Origin of the sequence: Agrobacterium sp. V1 (assembly GCF_030518355.1) — a bacterium.
Taxonomy (GTDB): domain Bacteria; phylum Pseudomonadota; class Alphaproteobacteria; order Rhizobiales; family Rhizobiaceae; genus Agrobacterium; species Agrobacterium cucumeris.
The window spans coordinates 514,389-530,164 of record NZ_JAULSF010000001.1 but is presented as its reverse complement, the minus strand read 5'-3'; the positions used below and the strand labels follow the sequence as shown (position 1 = coordinate 530,164).

Genomic DNA, 15,776 nt, shown 5'->3' with positions numbered 1-15,776 from the left:
CGTCTCTGGCCAGCCGCCACCACATTTGTTTCACAACCCTGGCGTACCGTTTTCCACCCTATCGGTTCGCTTTTGCCGAAAATGCAGGAAGGAAATTCCATGACGCGCTTCACCACCCGAAACATTCTCTTCGTCGCCGCCTTCGCATCGCTGACACTGCCTGCCGCTGCATCTTCTGATGATGCGTGGAAGGAATTCGTGGCGGATGTGCAGACCGCCTGCCTTGCGGGCGCCAAGGACATGATCGAGGATGCCAAGGCGGTGGTCGATCCCGTCGGCAGCGAGAATTACGGCCTTGCCATCCTCACCGGCAAGGCGAAGGGCGCGGATGCGACGGTCAGCCATATCTGCGTCTATGACAAGAAGACCAAGGCCGTGGAGCTGGGCAGCGAACTTGCCGGCGATACGCTGAAGGTGGAAATTCCCGGCTCCACCAAACCCTGATCGGTCAGAAACGGGGCGTGGTGTCACCCTCGCCCAGTGATCGTTGCATCAGCACCGTATCGAGCCATTGGCCATGTTTCCAGCCGATGGATTTGAAAGTGCCGACATGCTCGAAACCGGCGGCGCGGTGCACGCCGATCGAGGCGGCATTGGCGCTGTCACCGATGACGGCGATCATCTGGCGGAAGCCGCGCGCGGTCGCTTCCTCAATCAGCGCATCGAGAAGCTTGCGGCCGATACCCATGCCTTTCATGGCCGGATCAATATAGACGGAATTCTCAACCGCCGCGCCGTAGGCCGGGCGCGCACGATATGCGCCGGCATAGGCATATCCGGCTACCTTTCCGCCGACTTCGGCGACGAAATAGGGATAATTGCCTTCCACCAGAAGGCGGCGGCGCTCGGCCATCGTCTCGGCGGTCGGCGGATCGATCTCGAAGCTCGCGCGGCCATAAAGCACGGCATCCCGGTAAATTTCGGTAATGGCTGGAATATCCGCCTCTTCACAGGGGCGGATCGAAAGGCTGGAAACGGTGGAAGGGGTCATTCTTGCTGTCCTGCGGATCATTCACGCCATCATTGTGCATTGCGGCGCAATCAAAATAAAGATTATCTATCTTATACAAACGATAAGGTTTTCTTTGATGATGGACCTCGATCTGCGGCAGGTGCGCAGCTTCATGGATGTGGCCGATCTCGGCAGCTTTTCCGCCGCCGCCGACAAGGCGGGGCTGACGCAGCCGGCCATCAGCCTGCATATAAGGTTGCTGGAAAAGCAGCTCGGCGTACGACTGATCGAAAGGGTCGGCAGGCGGGCGCAGCCGACGGCTGCGGGCCGGGATTTTCTCATCCATGCAAGACGGATCGCTGAAGAGGTGGCGCATGCCATCGAGACGGTTGCGCCGCATCGCAGCGGGGTGACGGGGCGGCTGCGCATCGGCACGGGCGCCACCGCCTGCATCTACCTGCTGCCGCCGGTGTTGGGTAAAATCCGCCAGGCCATGCCGGGTATCGACATCGTCGTACAGACCGGCAATACCCACGATATTTTGCGGCTGCTGGAGGCCAACACCATCGATGCCGCCGTGGTGGCCCTGCCCGCCAGCGGCCGCAGCCTTGATATCAGCGACATCCATCTCGACGAACTGGTCGCCGTTTTTCCACGCGGCACCGGCGAAAAGACACTGAATGCCGAAACATTATCGAGGCAGCCACTGCTGCTTTATGAGGGCGGCAATACGCGCAGGCTGGTGGATCAATGGTTTGCAGCGAGCGGCCGCACCGTGCAGCCGGCCATGGAACTCGGCAGTGTCGAGGCCATCAAGAAACTGGCGGGTGCAGGACTTGGCCTTGCCATCGTGCCACGCATGGCCATGGAGCATGACGATGCGGCATCCGGGCTTGAGTGGCGCTCGCTCGACCCGCCGCTGGAGCGGCGGATCGCGCTGGCGCTCAGGCGCGACAAACATATGACCGCGCCGTTGCGGGCGCTTGCCGCTGCCCTGCCGGATGTGCGGAAACGGTGAGACCGCTCAGGCAAGCAGTTCAAAATAAAAGCCGCGACAAGGACGCCCCGTCACGGCTTCTGAAAACAGGGTTATTGAAGGCTCAGACGTCCGCGCCGAGACGCGCCCAATCCATGTAGAGATCCAGCGCCTTGCGCGCCACGGGTCCGGCCTGCAGCTCGTGATCATCGAGCTTCACGACCGGCGATACTTTCGAATAATTGCCCGAGCAGAAGATTTCATCGGCCTCACGGAAATCCTCGACCGACAAGGTCGCCTCGCGAACCTCGAAGCCGGCCTGGCGCAGCAGGCCAATCACCCGCGAGCGGGTGATGCCGGCAAGGAAGGTGCGGTTCGGTACCGGAGTGAGGACGACGCCGTCCTTGACCATGAAGATGTTGGCGGAGGCCGATTCGGCGACATTGCCGTTCATGTCGCGCATCAGGGCGTTGTCGAAACCGCGCGAACGGGCTTCAAGAATAGCGCGGCCGCTATTGGGGTAAAGGCTGCCGGCCTTGGCGTCGGTCATCGCGGTTTCCGGCGAAGGACGGCGCAGCGGCGAAACGGTAAGTGTTAGCGGCTTGCCGGCATCCATCGGCGCTTCGAACAGGCAGAGCGCAAAACGGGTGGAGCTGGCATCCGGTGCCACGACGCTGCCGGGCATGCCGTGTTCGGCCCAGTACATCGGCTTGATATAGATCGCCATCTTGCCGTCGAATTTCTTGACGCCTTCCAGCGCTAGGGCCTCGATCTCTTCCGCCGTCATGGTTGCTTTCATGCCCATATTAACGGCCGAGCGGTTGACGCGCTGGCAATGCAGATCGAGATCGGGCGCCACGCCATCGAACCAGCGCGCGCCGTCAAACACCGTCGAGGCCAGCCACATGGCATGCGAGGTCGGGCCGATGAGCGGCGGGTTGCCGGGCAGCCATTGACCGTCAACATAGGTCCAGGTGGTTGATCGGGGTGCGGTATCGACGCTCATGGCGGGCTCCTGTTTTCAAGCGTTTCCGTACGGCGAAAACGCTCCGTCTTTTTGTCTTGGCGCAATTCCCGGCGCAAAACGCTTTGCACTTTATTGGAAATGCTCTGGAAATCGGCCGGAGTGAATGCCTGTCGCCCGAGGAGGTCAAGTTTTAATTGCCGCGATTTCAGATTTTGATGGAAAATAACAAAGCGACGCCCCGATAAAGATGTTTTATGAGGCGAAACAAAAGGTTGTTGAATAGGTTCATCACATAATTCATGCATCGGATGATGGCGGCGTCATTTCGCCCATGCGATGCTCACGGTCTTACAGCTCTCTGGCAGGAGGAAATCATGGCATGGTCCGCCCAGCAATATCTGAAATTCGAAGATGAGCGGACACGTCCCGCCCGGGACCTTCTGGCGCAGGTGCCGCTGGAGCGGGTGCTGAACGGCTATGATCTCGGCTGCGGGCCGGGCAATTCCACCGAGCTTTTAACCGACCGCTACGGCGTCAATGTCATCACCGGCATCGACAGCGATGACGACATGCTGGAAAAGGCCGCCGACCGGCTGCCGAATACCCGTTTTGGCAAGGCCGATCTTTCGCAGTGGCGGCCGGCCCAGAAGGCCGACCTGCTTTACGCCAATGCGGTTTTCCAGTGGGTGCCCGATCATCTTGCCGTTCTTTCGCAATTGATGGATCAGCTGGAAAGCGGCGGGGTTCTGGCGGTGCAGATGCCGGACAATCTGCAGGAACCGACACATCGCGCCATGGAGGACACCGGCGCCAACGGCTCCTGGAAGGATACCTTTGTCGATGGCAGGCTGCGGCGCAAACCCCTGCCCGCGCCATCCGACTATTTCAATGCACTGGCGCCGAAATCCGCCCGTGTGGATGTGTGGCACACCATCTACAATCACCCGATGAAGGATGCGGAAAGCATCGTCGAATGGGTGAAAGGCACGGGGCTGCGCCCCTATCTCGCCGCCGCCGGTGAGGAAAACCGCGAAGCCTTCCTCAGCGATTATACGCAGCGCATCAAGGCGGCCTACCCGCCGATGACGGACGGCCGCCTGCTGCTGCGCTTTCCACGGCTGTTTGTGGTGGCGGTGAAGAAGTAGCGTCAGCCCGCGAAGGCATAGACCCTGAGACGGTGGTTGTCGGGGTCTGTAGCCGTGAAAGTGTAGCCGAATTCCATTTTCGCGGGCTGCTGCAGCATGGGGACACCTTTTGCCCGCCATCCGGCGAAAGTCTCATCCACCTGTGCATCGTTTTCGACACGGAAGGCAAGCTCGCCGCCACCGCCCGTCACCGATGCCTTCGGTTCCACCGTGTGGCGCGACCAGAGGCCGAGCTTCATGCCGTTCTGAAGAACGAAGAGCGAGAATGTCGGCGAGGATTCGACCGGCTCCGTACCCAGCAGGGCCTTGTAAAACTGCGTACTGGCGGGCGGGTTATCGACATAGAGGATGGTGAAATCGGGGTGGGTCATGGTCGTTCTCCTGTGTTGCGGATGAACGAGGTCTAGACCCGTCTGCTGTCAGTTTTTGTCAGCATGATCCGGCCGCCGCCGCTGTTTTTCGCGCTCGCGCCATTCTTTCAGCAAAGCCTGCCGGCGGCGGGGATAACGGCTGCCCATCAGCCGGAAAGTTTCGATGCGATCGGCCCGGAAACTGCGAAAATCCTGCCGCGTTTCGCACCATGCCAGCACCACCCGCACCAGATCGAAAAAAGCGAGCGCGAATGGCCAGATCACCCGCTCCGTCAACTCTCCCTTTTCATCGCGATAGGTCATCACGACCTTGCTCTCCTTACGGATCGTATCGCGAATTTCGCCAAGATCGATGCGGATGGTTGCCACGGCTTGCCCGGGGCCGATGAGAAGCGTGGAATTGTCGAGTTCTTCGCGCAGGGCATCGGGAAGCACGGCGGCGATCTTGACGAGCGCGGCGCGGGCGGCCTCGGCCAGCCCCGCATCGGCACGGCCTGCTACCCAGCGCGAACCCAGCACCAGCGCCTCGATTTCCTGCCCGGAAAACATCAGCGGCGGCAGAAGGAAGCCGGGGCGCAGCACATAACCCACGCCCGCCTCACCCTCGATATCCGCGCCCTGCGCCTGAAGCGTCGCTATATCGCGGTAGAGCGTGCGCAGGCTGACGCCGGTCTGGGCGGCAAGGGCCGCACCGCTGACCGGCATGCGGTGGGAGCGCAGGATTTGCAACAGATCAAGCAACCGTTGTGAGCGTGACATGCGACATTTCCTTCCATCCGCCCATTTTGATCGTGTCGCCGACATTTCGCCGACATCACTCGAGGGGTAACGCCGCCCGCTGCCGGGCGCAACCGCGCAAAAAGGAGTGGACAAGTCCGACCTGCCATCATGTAAATATGCGCGGGGATTTTCGCGTCCCCGCCACCATCACAGGCATTTTGAGTCTCCACCATGATCGTTCGTCCAAAACCGAACCTGCTGCAACTTTTTACCATCCTGCGCGGCTCCATCATCGTCCGCATCTTTCCGCAGGTGCTTGCCGTTTTCCTGCTGTCGACGGTGGTGGTCTGGGCGCACAAAGACCGGCCGGATCTGGTGCCGGCGCTGAATGGCGCGCCATTTTCGCTGCTTGGTATCGCGCTTTCGGTGTTCCTCGGCTTTCGCGCCAATGCCTGTTACGACCGCTGGTGGGAAGCCCGCAAGCAATGGGGCGTGCTGATGACCGTGGCGCGCACGCTGACACGCCAGAGCACCATGCTGGAGAGCCGGCAGGATATTGCCGATCCCGTTGCCCGCCGGCGGATCATCGATCTTGCAATCGCCTTCTGCCACGCGCTGGTCTCGCATCTGCGCCCCGGTGAAGCGACCGCCACCGCCACCCGCCTCATTCCCGAGGACATTTCGGAAGCCTATGCCCGCAGCCGCAACAAACCGGACATGCTGCTGCGCGAAATATCCGGCGCTTTGGTTTCCGCCAATGCGAAGGGGCAGATCAGCGATATCCAGCTGCAGATGCTGGATGCCACCGTGCAGCAGATGACGGCCGCGCAGGCATCGTGCGAGCGCATTCGCCATACGCCGGTTCCCTTCGGTTATTCGCTGCTGCTTCACCGCACTGCGCATCTCTTCTGCCTGCTGCTGCCGTTTGGTTTCACGGATCTGCTCGGCTGGGCCACGCCTTTCACCAGCACGCTCATCGCCTATACGTTTTTCGGTCTCGACGCGCTGTCCGACGAGCTGGAAGACCCCTTCGGCACCGGCTTCAACGCGCTGCCGATCAATGCGCTTGCCACCACCATCGAGATCAATCTGCGCGAGGCGATGGGCGAGACCGATCTGCCGGCCGATCCCCGCCCGGTGGATTATGTGCTGATGTGATATCGTCCCGCCGGGTTGAAACCGATCGCGCGGATACCAGTTAATGAAAGACCGCTTCCCGCCCGGCGTCCGCCGCCGGCCATGTTTTCAGCAAACAGGAGAGACATCCCATGTATGACGTCAGCGCGAATGGCGCGAATATTCCCGCCCTCGGTTTCGGCACCTTCCGCATTCCGGAAGACGATATCAGGCGCATTCTGCCGGAGGCGCTGAAGCTCGGCTTCCGCCATGTCGATACCGCCCAGATCTACAAGAACGAAGGCGCCGTCGGTGAGGTCATCGCTCAGTCAGGCATTTCCCGGCACGATATTTTCCTGACCACCAAGGTCTGGGTGGATCGCTACCGTCACGACGATTTTCTTGCCTCGGTTGATGAAAGCCTTGCGAAACTGAAGACCGACTATGTCGATCTGCTGCTGCTGCACTGGCCGAAGAGCGACGTGCCGCTTGCCGAGCGCATGGGCGCGCTGAACGCGGTGCGCAAGGCCGGCAAGGCGCGCAATATCGGCATTTCCAACTTCAACGTGGCGCTGACTGACGAGGCGGTGAAACTGTCCGATACGCCGCTTGCCACCAACCAGATCGAATATCACCCCTATCTCGACCAGACGAAGGTGATTTCGGCCGCACGCAAGCACGGAATGTCGGTGACGGCCTATTATCTGATGGCCGACGGCAAGGTGCCGAACGATCCCGTTCTGAAGGATATCGGCGCAAAACACGGCAAGACCGCCGCGCAGGTGACCCTGCGCTGGGCGGTGCAGCAGCCGGATATCGTGGCGCTTTCCAAGACGGCGACGGAAAGCCGCCTGAAAGAGAATTTCGATATTTTCGATTTCGCGCTCTCGGAAGAGGAAATGCGGGCGATCCACGCGCTTGCCAAGCCGAATGGCCGCATCGTCAGCCCCGGCCACCTCGCGCCCGACTGGGACGACTGAGGCGACGGGGCCATTCGGTCCCGTCTTATCGTTCGGTCAGGGCCAGCTTCGCACCCAGCGCCACGAAAGCGGCGGCGAAGCTGCGCCTCAGCCAGGCGAGGACCGCCGGGCGTGATATCACCTGACGCCTTACAGAGGCGGCAAAGCAGCCATAAAGCGCAAAGACCAGAAACGTCATGGCCATGAAGATCAGCCCGAGATCGACCATGCGCCATGTCGGCAAAGCCTCATCCGGCGCGATGAACTGCGGCAGGAAGGCGAAAAAGAAGATCGACAGTTTCGGATTCAGCAGATTGATGAGGATCGCCTCGCCGATGACACGGGTGGCCTTCTGGGGCTTCCTCGTATCGTCGATCTTCAGCGCACCGTCTTCCCGCAGCGTGTTCCACGCCATGTAGAGGAGATAGGCAACCCCCAGATATTTGACGATGCCGAAGGCCAGCGCGCTGGTGTGCAGAATGGCGGCAAGCCCGGTGATGGCGGCAAGCAGATGCGGCACGATGCCGAGCGTGCAGCCGAAAGCCGCAATGACGCTCGCCCTCGCCCCCTGCGAAAGACCGGCGGCCAGCGTGTAGACCACCCCGGTTCCGGGAGACGCGGCGACAATGAAGGATGTGATGAGGAATTCGGGTGTCATGATGTGGGTGTGTCCTGTGGGTGGAGGACGGAAGCATGATGGTCCGTGGGGTGGGTGTCTTGGATGAAATTGCAGCACAGACGCTCGTCGGCGCGCGCCGAAGTGGCGGGTCAGAGCACCGGCCAGCCCACTCCGCCCTCATTCTTGTGCTTCTCACAGGTATCCAGTCGACGCGCATCGGCGCGGCGGGAGGACTCTTTTCAGCCCAAGGACTTGGGCTGGCTGGCAACTGTATTAATGCATGTTGTTTTAAGCTGCTTCGAATGTGGTTTTATCCCTGAGAATGGCATTTGCAATGACGAGCAGTTTGCGGGCGATGGCGATGATCATGACCTTGAACGGTTTGCCTTTGGCCTGCATGGCTTGAACCATGCGGGCGAAGGGCGACTTTAGCCGGTAGGCCACCAGCGCCGCCATATAGAGGGCATCGCGCACGCGCTTTCGTCCGGCGCGGATATGGCGCTGGCCGCGATGAATGCCGCTATCGGCATTGAAGGGGGCAAGGCCTGCAAGCGCCGCCATGCTGCCTGGCGAACTATCGCCCAGTTCCGGCATGTGGGCCATCAGGGTGAACGCCGTGATCTGGCCGATGCCGGGGATCGAGCGAAGTCTGGTGCTTTGCTCGTTCAGCGTCACATTTGTCCGTACAAGCAACTGGCACTGTTGTTCGATCGCGGCGATTTCCGTATCGAGCCAGCCGAGGTGGCGCGCGATGCTGTCGCGCTCCGACGGATCGGCCGTATGAAGGCGCGCACGTTCCTGCTGGCGCATGGCAACAAGCTGATCACGCCTTGTATGCAGGCTTTCCAGCTGCTGACGGACCGGGTCGGGTGGTGTCGTAACGGGTGGTGAAAGTGTTTCGCCCATGCGCGCCAAAAGTCGCGCATCGATGGTATCGGTTTTGGCAAGCTGGCCGGTGGCTCTTGCAAAGTCGCGGGCCCTGGCCGGATTGACCCGACAATAGGGCCGCCGCCACCTTTCGAGCGCCGAGCACAACAGCCGGTCATAACGTCCGGTCGCCTCCAGAACGACCTGCGCCTCGCGTCCATCAAGGGTGGCAAGCCATTCATCGATGGCGGTGCCGGTATTGGCGATGCGGACGGCTTTTTGTGTTGCGGCATCGAAAAGATCCAGATGTGCCTTTGAGACGTCGCATCCGATGTAAACAGGGTGTACCATGGCAAGCCTCATCCTGTGCTACGAGGTCCGCGCTCACGGCCTCCATCAACTGTTCAGGTTGGGATTATCAGAGCGGGCGGAGGTCCAAAAGCCAGCAGGCGGTCTCTAACGACCAGGATTCCGACGGCCTTCCGCCCGCACTCTACATAGCACAAATCCAATACACAGGATTCCTGTGACAAGCACAGGAATGAGGGCGGAGAAAGCATCTACGAAAGCGCCGCCCGGTAAACCGCAGGCGTCACCCCGAATTGCCGCACGAAGAACCGGTTCAGATGGCTCTGGTCGGCAAAACCGGCGATGAAGGCCGCTTCGGCGGGCGGTGTGCCTCTGGCCAGCTCATGGCGTGCCACATGCACGCGCCGCTGGAGAAGATAATTGTGCGGTGTCAGGCCGGTCACCTTGGCGAAAGCGCGCAGGAAACGGAACTGGCTCATGCCGGCCTCCCCTGCCAGATCGGCAAGGCGGAACGGGCGGGCAGGGTCGTCATCGATGCTGCTTTTTGCGCGCTTTATATTCTCGGGTGCGGCGATTTCGCCCGGCTTCGCGGACGTTTCCATCGCGGCGGCCAGAAGCATCAGCAAGGTCTCATCGCCATGCAGGGTTTCGCCCGGTCGTTCCGTCGCAGTGACGGCGGAAAAGACAGCGTTGAACCGATCAGCCAAAGGCCTTGCATCCACGGGATAGGCAAATTCGAACGCGCCGTGATCCTTCTCGCAGACATCGGCAATTGCATCGCGAACGATATCGATGTCGAGATAGAGCATCCGCCAGGCGCGGCCACCCTCCCCGAGCGGAATGCCGTCATGCACCTCGCCCGGATTGACGGTGATGACATGGCCGGCGCCCGCCTCCACCATGCCACGGCCGGAGAGCGATTTCTGCGCGCCGCGCTCGATGAGGCCGATGCCGAACTGATCATGCATATGGCGCGGAAAGCAACGATCGCTATCCGCCACCACGGCGGCGACACCGGGCATGCTGGTTTTCGGCATCAGAAACTGGCCTTGGGCCATGAAAGCGCGCGCTCCGCGGGAAAGAGCGCGACGCTATCACAGGATGTCCTTGTGCGACAGACGCCGACGCTTAAGGATGCATATGGTTGATCATGGCGAAGACCTGATCGAAATTGCCGTTCTGCGCGGCAAAACGCAAAGGCTTGCAGCGTTCCACCACGACTTCCTTCTCATCCGGGCGGTTCTTGAGGATATCCATCACCTCGGAAATGAAGGCGTCGAGCGGCATGGCCCTTTCGTCATTGGCCTGCCCCTCGCCCATCAGCGTCGTCTGCACATAGGGCGGCACGATTTCGATGACCTCCACCGGCGTCTCCTTCAGCTGCTCGCGCAGCGCGACCGAATAGGCGTGGATGGCCGATTTGGTGGCGCTGTAGGTGGGGGTCAGCACCATGGGCACGAAGGCCAAGCCGGAGGAGACCGTCAACACGGTGGCGGCGGGCTGCTTGAGGAAATGCGGCAAAAGCGCCGCCGTCAGGCGGATGGGCGCGAGAAGATTGGTGGCAATGGTTTCTTCGGCCGTATCCAGATAATCCGGCGCGGCGACGATCTCTTCCGGCTGCATGATGCCGGCATTGTTGATGACGGCGTTGAGGCTTGGATGGGCCTTCACCAAAGCTTCGGCAAACGCGCGAATGCCTGCGGCGTCCGTCGCGTCCATGACCATCGAGGCCATGCCGGGATTGGCGGCTGTCACCTCGTCGAGCACGGCCTTACGGCGGCCGGAAATGATGACCCTGTTGCCGGCCTGATGAAACGCCTCTGCCAGCGCCCGGCCGATGCCGGAACCGCCGCCGGTGATGAGAATGGTGTTGTCGGTGATTTTCATTGCAGCATCCTTTGCTTGTTGGCTGAAAGGAAGTTAGTTATGATACTCTCCAATCGAAAGTAGGCACCCGAAAGATTTATACTTACCCAAAGGAGAGTGTAAGATGAAACGGCACGCCGCCGACCCGGCCATCGAGAGCCAGCGCAAGGTTCCGCCGCCCACGGAAACCGATCCGGTCATCGAGGCGCTAGTTCAGGACATCATCGCCAAGGTGGCGGACAAATGGACGATGCTCATTCTGGAGGTGCTGGAAGAGCACGGCACGCTGCGTTTCACGCAGATCGGCAAACATGTCGGCAGCATCAGCCAGAAGATGCTGACAAAAACGCTGAGACAGATGGAAAGCGATGGGCTGGTGCGCCGCACCGTGCATCCCGTCATCCCGCCGCATGTGGATTACGATCTTACCCATCTCGGCCGCACCCTCGGCAGCGCCTTTTGCGGCGTGTGGATCTGGGCGGAAACGCACCATGCGGACATAGAAGAGGCGCGGCGGCGGTTCAAAGAACAGCCACCGCGCCCCGCAATGGATTAATGTCGTCTCACGCGAACTGGCTGAGGCCCGGAACCGAGGCGATCACCTGGTCAACGGTCTCGTCACCGGCGTGCTGACGGGCAACGGCGATGGTTTCCTTGGCGAGCGTGGAAATCTCGCTCATGCCGATGCCCTGGCTCATCAACTGCTGGCCAAGACCCATGATGCCGCCGCCGCCGATCGCGCTCATCAGTCCGCCCAGCAGACCGCCGCCGCCATTCCCGGTGCCCTCACCGTTATACTGCGCCACGAGATCGCTGGCGCCCGGAATGGCTTCGATCATCTTGGCGATCGGGCCGTCGGCCGCCTCGCGCTGGAGAAAACCGAGAATCATGCCAACGGCCTTTTCGGCCAGCTGAGGGTCGATACCCGCCTTCGCAGCGATCTGATCAACGATTTCGTTCATTCTTGCCTCCTGTTGAAAAACGACGCCAACATCGAATAACTGACGTTAACGTCAACGTAAAACAATCTCATGCCGCATTCAAGCGGCCAAGGATAGGTGCGGCAACTTTCATCAAGCGCTTTTTATTCATCGCCATCAAGCAGTTGTTGCGCCTTGAAACTGTCCTTATAAGATCATCACAACCAAACTATGAAAAGGCCGCGTTTACCATCAGCGGTCAAGGCACGCTCGTTACGCTTTTAATTCGGACATGACTTTTGTGAAATCCAGGGTGATTTTAAGGGTCATGCATCAGCCGCAGGAGAAATTGGTCGATGTTGCAGGACGGACAGCTCTATATCGGGACCAGCCGCAATCCGGATGACAGCCTGAACAAGGGCGAATATCTGGAACTGAAATTCGGCAACCGCCATGGCCTCATCACCGGCGCGACGGGAACGGGCAAGACCGTGACGTTGCAGGTTCTCGCCGAAGGCTATTCCAAGGCCGGCGTTCCGGTGTTCTGTGCCGATATCAAGGGTGACCTTTCCGGCATCGCGGCCGAGGGCGAGGCGAAAGACTGGGTGCAGAAACGCGCCGAGCAGATCGGCTTTACCGATTTCTCCTATGGCAAGTCGCCGGTCATCTTCTGGGATCTCTACGGTGAAAAAGGCCATCGCGTACGCGCCACCATCGCCGAGATGGGACCGCTGCTGCTTGCCCGGCTGATGGACGCATCGGAAGCGCAGGAAGGCGTGCTTAACATCGCCTTCAAGATCGCCGATCAGGGTGGGCTGCCGCTGCTCGATCTGAAAGACCTGCAATCGCTCTTGAACTATATGGGCGAAAACGCATCGGCGCTTTCCAGCCAGTTCGGCCTGATTTCCAAGGCCTCGGTCGGCTCGCTGCAACGCGGGCTGCTGGTTCTCGAACAGCAGGGTGCCGCCAATTTCTTCGGTGAGCCGGCGCTGAAGATTGCCGACATCATGCGCGTCGGCGCGGATGGACGCGGCACGGTTTCGGTTCTTGCTGCTGACCGGCTGATGATGAACCCGCGCCTTTACGCCACCTTCCTGCTCTGGATGCTTTCGGAACTGTTTGAAGAACTGCCTGAAGTGGGCGATCCGGAAAAGCCGCGCCTGGTGTTCTTCTTCGATGAAGCACATCTGCTGTTCAACGATGCGCCGAAGGTGCTGGTCGAGCGCGTGGAACAGGTGGTGCGCCTCATCCGCTCCAAAGGCGTGGGCGTTTATTTCGTGACGCAGAACCCGCTCGACGTGCCGGAAACCGTTCTTGCCCAGCTCGGCAACCGCGTGCAGCATGCGCTGCGCGCCTATACGCCGCGCGAGCAGAAGGCTGTGCGCACCGCCGCCGACACCTTCCGCCAGAACCCGGCCTTCAACACCGCCGACACCATCACCACGCTCGGCACGGGTGAAGCGTTGATTTCCACCCTGCATGACAAGGGCGCGCCTTCCATCGTCGAACGCACCCTCGTGCGGCCGCCCTCCGGCCGCGTCGGGCCGCTCACCGATGCGGAGCGGAAGTCGCTGATTGATCTCAGCCCCGTCGCCGGCCAATATGACAAGGATATCGACCGGGAATCCGCCTTCGAAATCCTCGCCGCCCGCGCCCAGAAGGCGGCGGAAGCCGAAGCCGCCAAGCGCGCGGAAGAGGAAAATGCCGCCAACCAGTCCGACAACGCTTCCGGACGCTGGCGCCTGCCCGGCTTCGGCGACGAGGAGCCCGCACCGGCCTCCACCGGCTCGCGAAATGGCGGCACGCGCAAGACCGGCTATCAGCGCGAAACGGTGATCGAGGCGGCGATGAAAAGTGCCGCCCGCTCGGTGGCGACCTCGGTGGGACGGGCGATCGTGCGCGGGATTTTGGGTAGTTTGAAGCGGTAAATATGGGTTGAAGCACCTATGGGGCCGGGCGCGTGCTGCTTGTTTCTTCTCCCCGCCGGGGAGAAGTCCCGCGGCAGCGGGATGAGGGGGCAAACTCTCCGCATATCGCTAGCGTAGCCCCCTCATCCGACCCTTCGGGCCACCTTCTCCCCGGCGGGGAGAAGAAATATGCCGCACCGTGGCGCCATCCTGTAACGGCCGCACCTGCGCAAAACCCATTGCCTCCCGTCACCAGCGCTGCTAATCATCAAACCGTTCAACTCGTATCAAGAAAGGAGGCTTCGCATGGATATTTCCTGCTTCTGGCGTTACCGCCAGATCCGCCACCTTTCTGCCCTGCAGATGCGTTTGCAGGGCTGACCGGAACTTCCAAGACTCTGGTTTGCCCAAAAGGCCGCGCGGAACGCAGCTCGTCTGCCATTACGCATGTTTTCATGACGGATCATCGCGACCGAACAACCCTGCCCGCATGTGGCAGCCAGCTTCGTCGTTGATCCGTTTCGCCAGAGATACATCATGACCCTTATCACGCTTCGAAACCTCGGAATCATTCTGGGCAAGCCGCTCTTTTCCGGTCTCAGCCTCACCATCCATGCGGGAGACCGCATCGGCATCGTCGCTGCGAATGGCTGCGGCAAATCCACCCTGCTCAATTGCCTTGCCGGCGAACTGGATGCCAGCAGCGGCGATATCACCCGGTTGCGCGGGTTGACGCAGTCCATCGTCCACCAGCATCTGCCCCCGGCCCTTCTCAAACAGACAATGCGGGATGCGGTATTATCCGCCCTGCCGGCGGATGTGATCGACAGCGACAGCTGGCGGGCCGACATCATCCTCGACGAGATGGCCGTGCCGGAAAGTTATCGCCATCGGCAGCTGCAGGCGCTGAGCGGTGGCTGGCAGCGGCTTACCATGCTGGCGCGGGCGTGGATCACCGAGCCGGACCTGTTGCTGCTCGATGAGCCGACCAACCATCTCGACCTTGAAAAAATCAAGGTGCTGGAGGGTTTTCTTCAACAATTGCCACGCGATACCGCGGTGGTCATCGTCAGCCACGACCGCGCCTTTCTCGATAATGTCACCAAAACCACGCTGTTCCTGCGGCCGGAAAATTCCTCGCTCTTCCGGTTGCCCTATGGCCATGCGCGAAGGGCGCTGGACGAGGAGGATGCCGCCGATGAACGGCGTTTCGAGCGTGACATGAAGACCGTGCAGCAGTTGCGCCGGCAGGCGGCGAAGCTCAACAATATCGGCATCAACTCGGGCAGCGATCTTCTAACCATCAAGACCAAGCAATTGCGCGAGCGCGCCGAGAAGCTGGAGGAAAAAGCCCGGCCCGCCCATCAGGATCGATCTGCCGGAAAGATCCAGCTTGCCAATCGCGGCACACACGCCAAGGTACTGGTGACGCTGGAGGATATTCCTGTCTCGACACCGGATGGCACCCTGCTGTTCCGCACCGGCCAGCAATTCATCCGCCAGGGCGACCGCATCGTCATTCTCGGCCATAATGGCGTCGGCAAGACGCGGCTGGTTTCACTTCTAAAGACGGCAATAAGGGCTGACGAGCCGGTGGCGGAGGGCATCAAGGCCACCCCCTCGCTGGTGGCTGGATATGTCGACCAGTCGCTCGCCGAAATCGATGATGCCAGCACGCCGCTGACACTCATCACACACCGGTTCGACATAGGTGACCAGCGCGCGCACGGGTTGCTGGCCGGTGCAGGCATCGACATGGAAATGCAGAAACGTCGCATCGCGACGCTTTCCGGCGGGCAGAAGGCACGGCTTGCCATGCTGGCGCTGCGCCTGACCGAGCCGAATTTCTATCTGCTGGACGAGCCGACCAACCATCTCGACATTGAGGGACAGGAAGCGCTGGAGGCGGAAATCACCGGCCGTCAGGCCAGTTGCGTGCTGGTCTCGCACGACCGGAGTTTCGTGCGGGCGGTTGGAACACGGTTCTGGATGATCGACAAACGCCGGCTGGTGGAAGTCGACGATGCGGAAGCATTTTTCGCCTCGGCATGACTGTTCTCAAAACGAAGGCCCCTCCCGCCA

General features: G+C 60.8%; 17 protein-coding genes. 8 read left to right on the top strand and 9 right to left on the bottom strand.

The genetic code is table 11. The features are described 5' to 3' along the window. Positions 1–99: 99 nt before the first annotated feature. On the top strand, positions 100–444 hold the full coding sequence (locus QSV77_RS02545; RefSeq protein WP_302732424.1) for a hypothetical protein: 345 nt from the start codon (positions 100–102) through the stop codon (positions 442–444). A 4-nt stretch (positions 445–448) separates the two neighbouring features. On the opposite strand, the gene QSV77_RS02540 is transcribed toward QSV77_RS02545, so the two are convergent. Then, a complete protein-coding gene (locus tag QSV77_RS02540) occupies positions 449–991 on the bottom strand; it encodes a GNAT family N-acetyltransferase (RefSeq protein ID WP_302732423.1) in 543 nt (180 codons plus the stop codon). Between the two features lie 97 nt (positions 992–1,088). Between QSV77_RS02540 and QSV77_RS02535 the strand changes: the two genes are divergently transcribed. Next, positions 1,089–1,970: a LysR family transcriptional regulator gene (locus QSV77_RS02535; RefSeq protein WP_302732422.1), complete on the top strand. Its 882-nt coding sequence runs from the start codon at positions 1,089–1,091 to the stop codon at positions 1,968–1,970. Between the two features lie 82 nt (positions 1,971–2,052). Here the strand turns inward: QSV77_RS02535 and QSV77_RS02530 are convergent, their stop codons facing one another. Further along, complete coding sequence (locus tag QSV77_RS02530; RefSeq protein ID WP_302732421.1) at positions 2,053–2,934, bottom strand: branched-chain amino acid aminotransferase; 882 nt, start codon at positions 2,932–2,934, stop codon at positions 2,053–2,055. A gap of 335 nt (positions 2,935–3,269) precedes the next feature. Here QSV77_RS02530 and tam point away from each other — a divergent pair, with 335 nt between their 5' ends. Then, on the top strand, positions 3,270–4,040 hold the full coding sequence (tam, locus tag QSV77_RS02525; protein ID WP_142839327.1) for a trans-aconitate 2-methyltransferase: 771 nt from the start codon (positions 3,270–3,272) through the stop codon (positions 4,038–4,040). Positions 4,041–4,042: 2 nt separating this feature from the next. On the opposite strand, the gene QSV77_RS02520 is transcribed toward tam, so the two are convergent. After that, positions 4,043–4,411: a VOC family protein gene (locus QSV77_RS02520; protein ID WP_269698497.1), complete on the bottom strand. Its 369-nt coding sequence runs from the start codon at positions 4,409–4,411 to the stop codon at positions 4,043–4,045. A 48-nt stretch (positions 4,412–4,459) separates the two neighbouring features. After that, positions 4,460–5,170, bottom strand: a complete 711-nt coding sequence (locus QSV77_RS02515) for a YafY family protein (RefSeq protein ID WP_302732420.1) — start codon at positions 5,168–5,170, stop codon at positions 4,460–4,462. Between the two features lie 192 nt (positions 5,171–5,362). Between QSV77_RS02515 and QSV77_RS02510 the strand changes: the two genes are divergently transcribed. Together QSV77_RS02510 and QSV77_RS02505 are read left to right on the top strand one after the other, a co-directional pair. Beyond that, positions 5,363–6,289 (top strand): bestrophin family protein, encoded by a 927-nt coding sequence (locus QSV77_RS02510; protein ID WP_302732419.1) that lies wholly within the window; start codon positions 5,363–5,365, stop codon positions 6,287–6,289. Between the two features lie 110 nt (positions 6,290–6,399). Beyond that, positions 6,400–7,227 (top strand): aldo/keto reductase, encoded by an 828-nt coding sequence (locus QSV77_RS02505; protein WP_302732418.1) that lies wholly within the window; start codon positions 6,400–6,402, stop codon positions 7,225–7,227. A 25-nt stretch (positions 7,228–7,252) separates the two neighbouring features. On the opposite strand, the gene QSV77_RS02500 is transcribed toward QSV77_RS02505, so the two are convergent. The 4 genes from QSV77_RS02500 to QSV77_RS02485 all read right to left on the bottom strand — a co-directional run bounded on the left by QSV77_RS02500 (position 7,253) and on the right by QSV77_RS02485 (position 10,888). Next, complete coding sequence (locus QSV77_RS02500; RefSeq protein ID WP_302732417.1) at positions 7,253–7,864, bottom strand: LysE family translocator; 612 nt, start codon at positions 7,862–7,864, stop codon at positions 7,253–7,255. Between the two features lie 249 nt (positions 7,865–8,113). Continuing rightward, positions 8,114–9,043 (bottom strand): IS110 family transposase, encoded by a 930-nt coding sequence (locus QSV77_RS02495; RefSeq protein WP_302732404.1) that lies wholly within the window; start codon positions 9,041–9,043, stop codon positions 8,114–8,116. 209 nt (positions 9,044–9,252) lie between these two features. Continuing rightward, positions 9,253–10,059 carry an AraC family transcriptional regulator gene (locus tag QSV77_RS02490; RefSeq protein ID WP_302732416.1) on the bottom strand — a complete coding sequence of 269 codons (807 nt, stop codon included), beginning with the start codon at positions 10,057–10,059 and terminating at the stop codon, positions 9,253–9,255. A 70-nt stretch (positions 10,060–10,129) separates the two neighbouring features. Next, the gene (locus tag QSV77_RS02485) at positions 10,130–10,888 is read right to left on the bottom strand and encodes an SDR family oxidoreductase (protein ID WP_302732415.1); all 759 of its coding nucleotides are present in this window, start codon (positions 10,886–10,888) and stop codon (positions 10,130–10,132) included. Between the two features lie 103 nt (positions 10,889–10,991). Between QSV77_RS02485 and QSV77_RS02480 the strand changes: the two genes are divergently transcribed. Next, entirely contained in the window at positions 10,992–11,423 is a 432-nt protein-coding gene (locus QSV77_RS02480) for a helix-turn-helix domain-containing protein (protein ID WP_142839320.1), read from the top strand. Positions 11,424–11,430: 7 nt separating this feature from the next. Here QSV77_RS02480 and QSV77_RS02475 read toward each other — a convergent pair whose 3' ends face one another. After that, a complete protein-coding gene (locus QSV77_RS02475) occupies positions 11,431–11,829 on the bottom strand; it encodes a DUF937 domain-containing protein (RefSeq protein WP_046798576.1) in 399 nt (132 codons plus the stop codon). A 314-nt stretch (positions 11,830–12,143) separates the two neighbouring features. Between QSV77_RS02475 and QSV77_RS02470 the strand changes: the two genes are divergently transcribed. Next, positions 12,144–13,715, top strand: a complete 1,572-nt coding sequence (locus tag QSV77_RS02470) for a helicase HerA-like C-terminal domain-containing protein (RefSeq protein WP_269698502.1) — start codon at positions 12,144–12,146, stop codon at positions 13,713–13,715. A 516-nt stretch (positions 13,716–14,231) separates the two neighbouring features. After that, on the top strand, positions 14,232–15,746 hold the full coding sequence (locus tag QSV77_RS02465) for an ABC-F family ATP-binding cassette domain-containing protein (protein ID WP_302732414.1): 1,515 nt from the start codon (positions 14,232–14,234) through the stop codon (positions 15,744–15,746). Positions 15,747–15,776 lie beyond the last annotated feature (30 nt).

Excerpts from the sequence above, each read along its gene's own strand:
- QSV77_RS02485 (WP_302732415.1), bottom strand. The coding sequence starts at position 10,888 with ATGAAAATCACCGACAACACCATTCTCATCACCGGCGGCGGTTCCGGC.
- QSV77_RS02545 (WP_302732424.1), top strand. The coding sequence starts at position 100 with ATGACGCGCTTCACCACCCGAAACATTCTCTTCGTCGCCGCCTTCGCA.
- QSV77_RS02510 (WP_302732419.1), top strand. The coding sequence starts at position 5,363 with ATGATCGTTCGTCCAAAACCGAACCTGCTGCAACTTTTTACCATCCTG.
- QSV77_RS02500 (WP_302732417.1), bottom strand. The coding sequence starts at position 7,864 with ATGACACCCGAATTCCTCATCACATCCTTCATTGTCGCCGCGTCTCCC.
- QSV77_RS02475 (WP_046798576.1), bottom strand. The coding sequence starts at position 11,829 with ATGAACGAAATCGTTGATCAGATCGCTGCGAAGGCGGGTATCGACCCT.
- QSV77_RS02470 (WP_269698502.1), top strand. The coding sequence starts at position 12,144 with ATGTTGCAGGACGGACAGCTCTATATCGGGACCAGCCGCAATCCGGAT.
- QSV77_RS02505 (WP_302732418.1), top strand. The coding sequence starts at position 6,400 with ATGTATGACGTCAGCGCGAATGGCGCGAATATTCCCGCCCTCGGTTTC.
- QSV77_RS02490 (WP_302732416.1), bottom strand. The coding sequence starts at position 10,059 with ATGGCCCAAGGCCAGTTTCTGATGCCGAAAACCAGCATGCCCGGTGTC.
- QSV77_RS02535 (WP_302732422.1), top strand. The coding sequence starts at position 1,089 with ATGATGGACCTCGATCTGCGGCAGGTGCGCAGCTTCATGGATGTGGCC.
- QSV77_RS02495 (WP_302732404.1), bottom strand. The coding sequence starts at position 9,043 with ATGGTACACCCTGTTTACATCGGATGCGACGTCTCAAAGGCACATCTG.
- QSV77_RS02465 (WP_302732414.1), top strand. The coding sequence starts at position 14,232 with ATGACCCTTATCACGCTTCGAAACCTCGGAATCATTCTGGGCAAGCCG.
- QSV77_RS02520 (WP_269698497.1), bottom strand. The coding sequence starts at position 4,411 with ATGACCCACCCCGATTTCACCATCCTCTATGTCGATAACCCGCCCGCC.
- QSV77_RS02530 (WP_302732421.1), bottom strand. The coding sequence starts at position 2,934 with ATGAGCGTCGATACCGCACCCCGATCAACCACCTGGACCTATGTTGAC.
- QSV77_RS02540 (WP_302732423.1), bottom strand. The coding sequence starts at position 991 with ATGACCCCTTCCACCGTTTCCAGCCTTTCGATCCGCCCCTGTGAAGAG.
- QSV77_RS02515 (WP_302732420.1), bottom strand. The coding sequence starts at position 5,170 with ATGTCACGCTCACAACGGTTGCTTGATCTGTTGCAAATCCTGCGCTCC.
- QSV77_RS02480 (WP_142839320.1), top strand. The coding sequence starts at position 10,992 with ATGAAACGGCACGCCGCCGACCCGGCCATCGAGAGCCAGCGCAAGGTT.
- tam (WP_142839327.1), top strand. The coding sequence starts at position 3,270 with ATGGCATGGTCCGCCCAGCAATATCTGAAATTCGAAGATGAGCGGACA.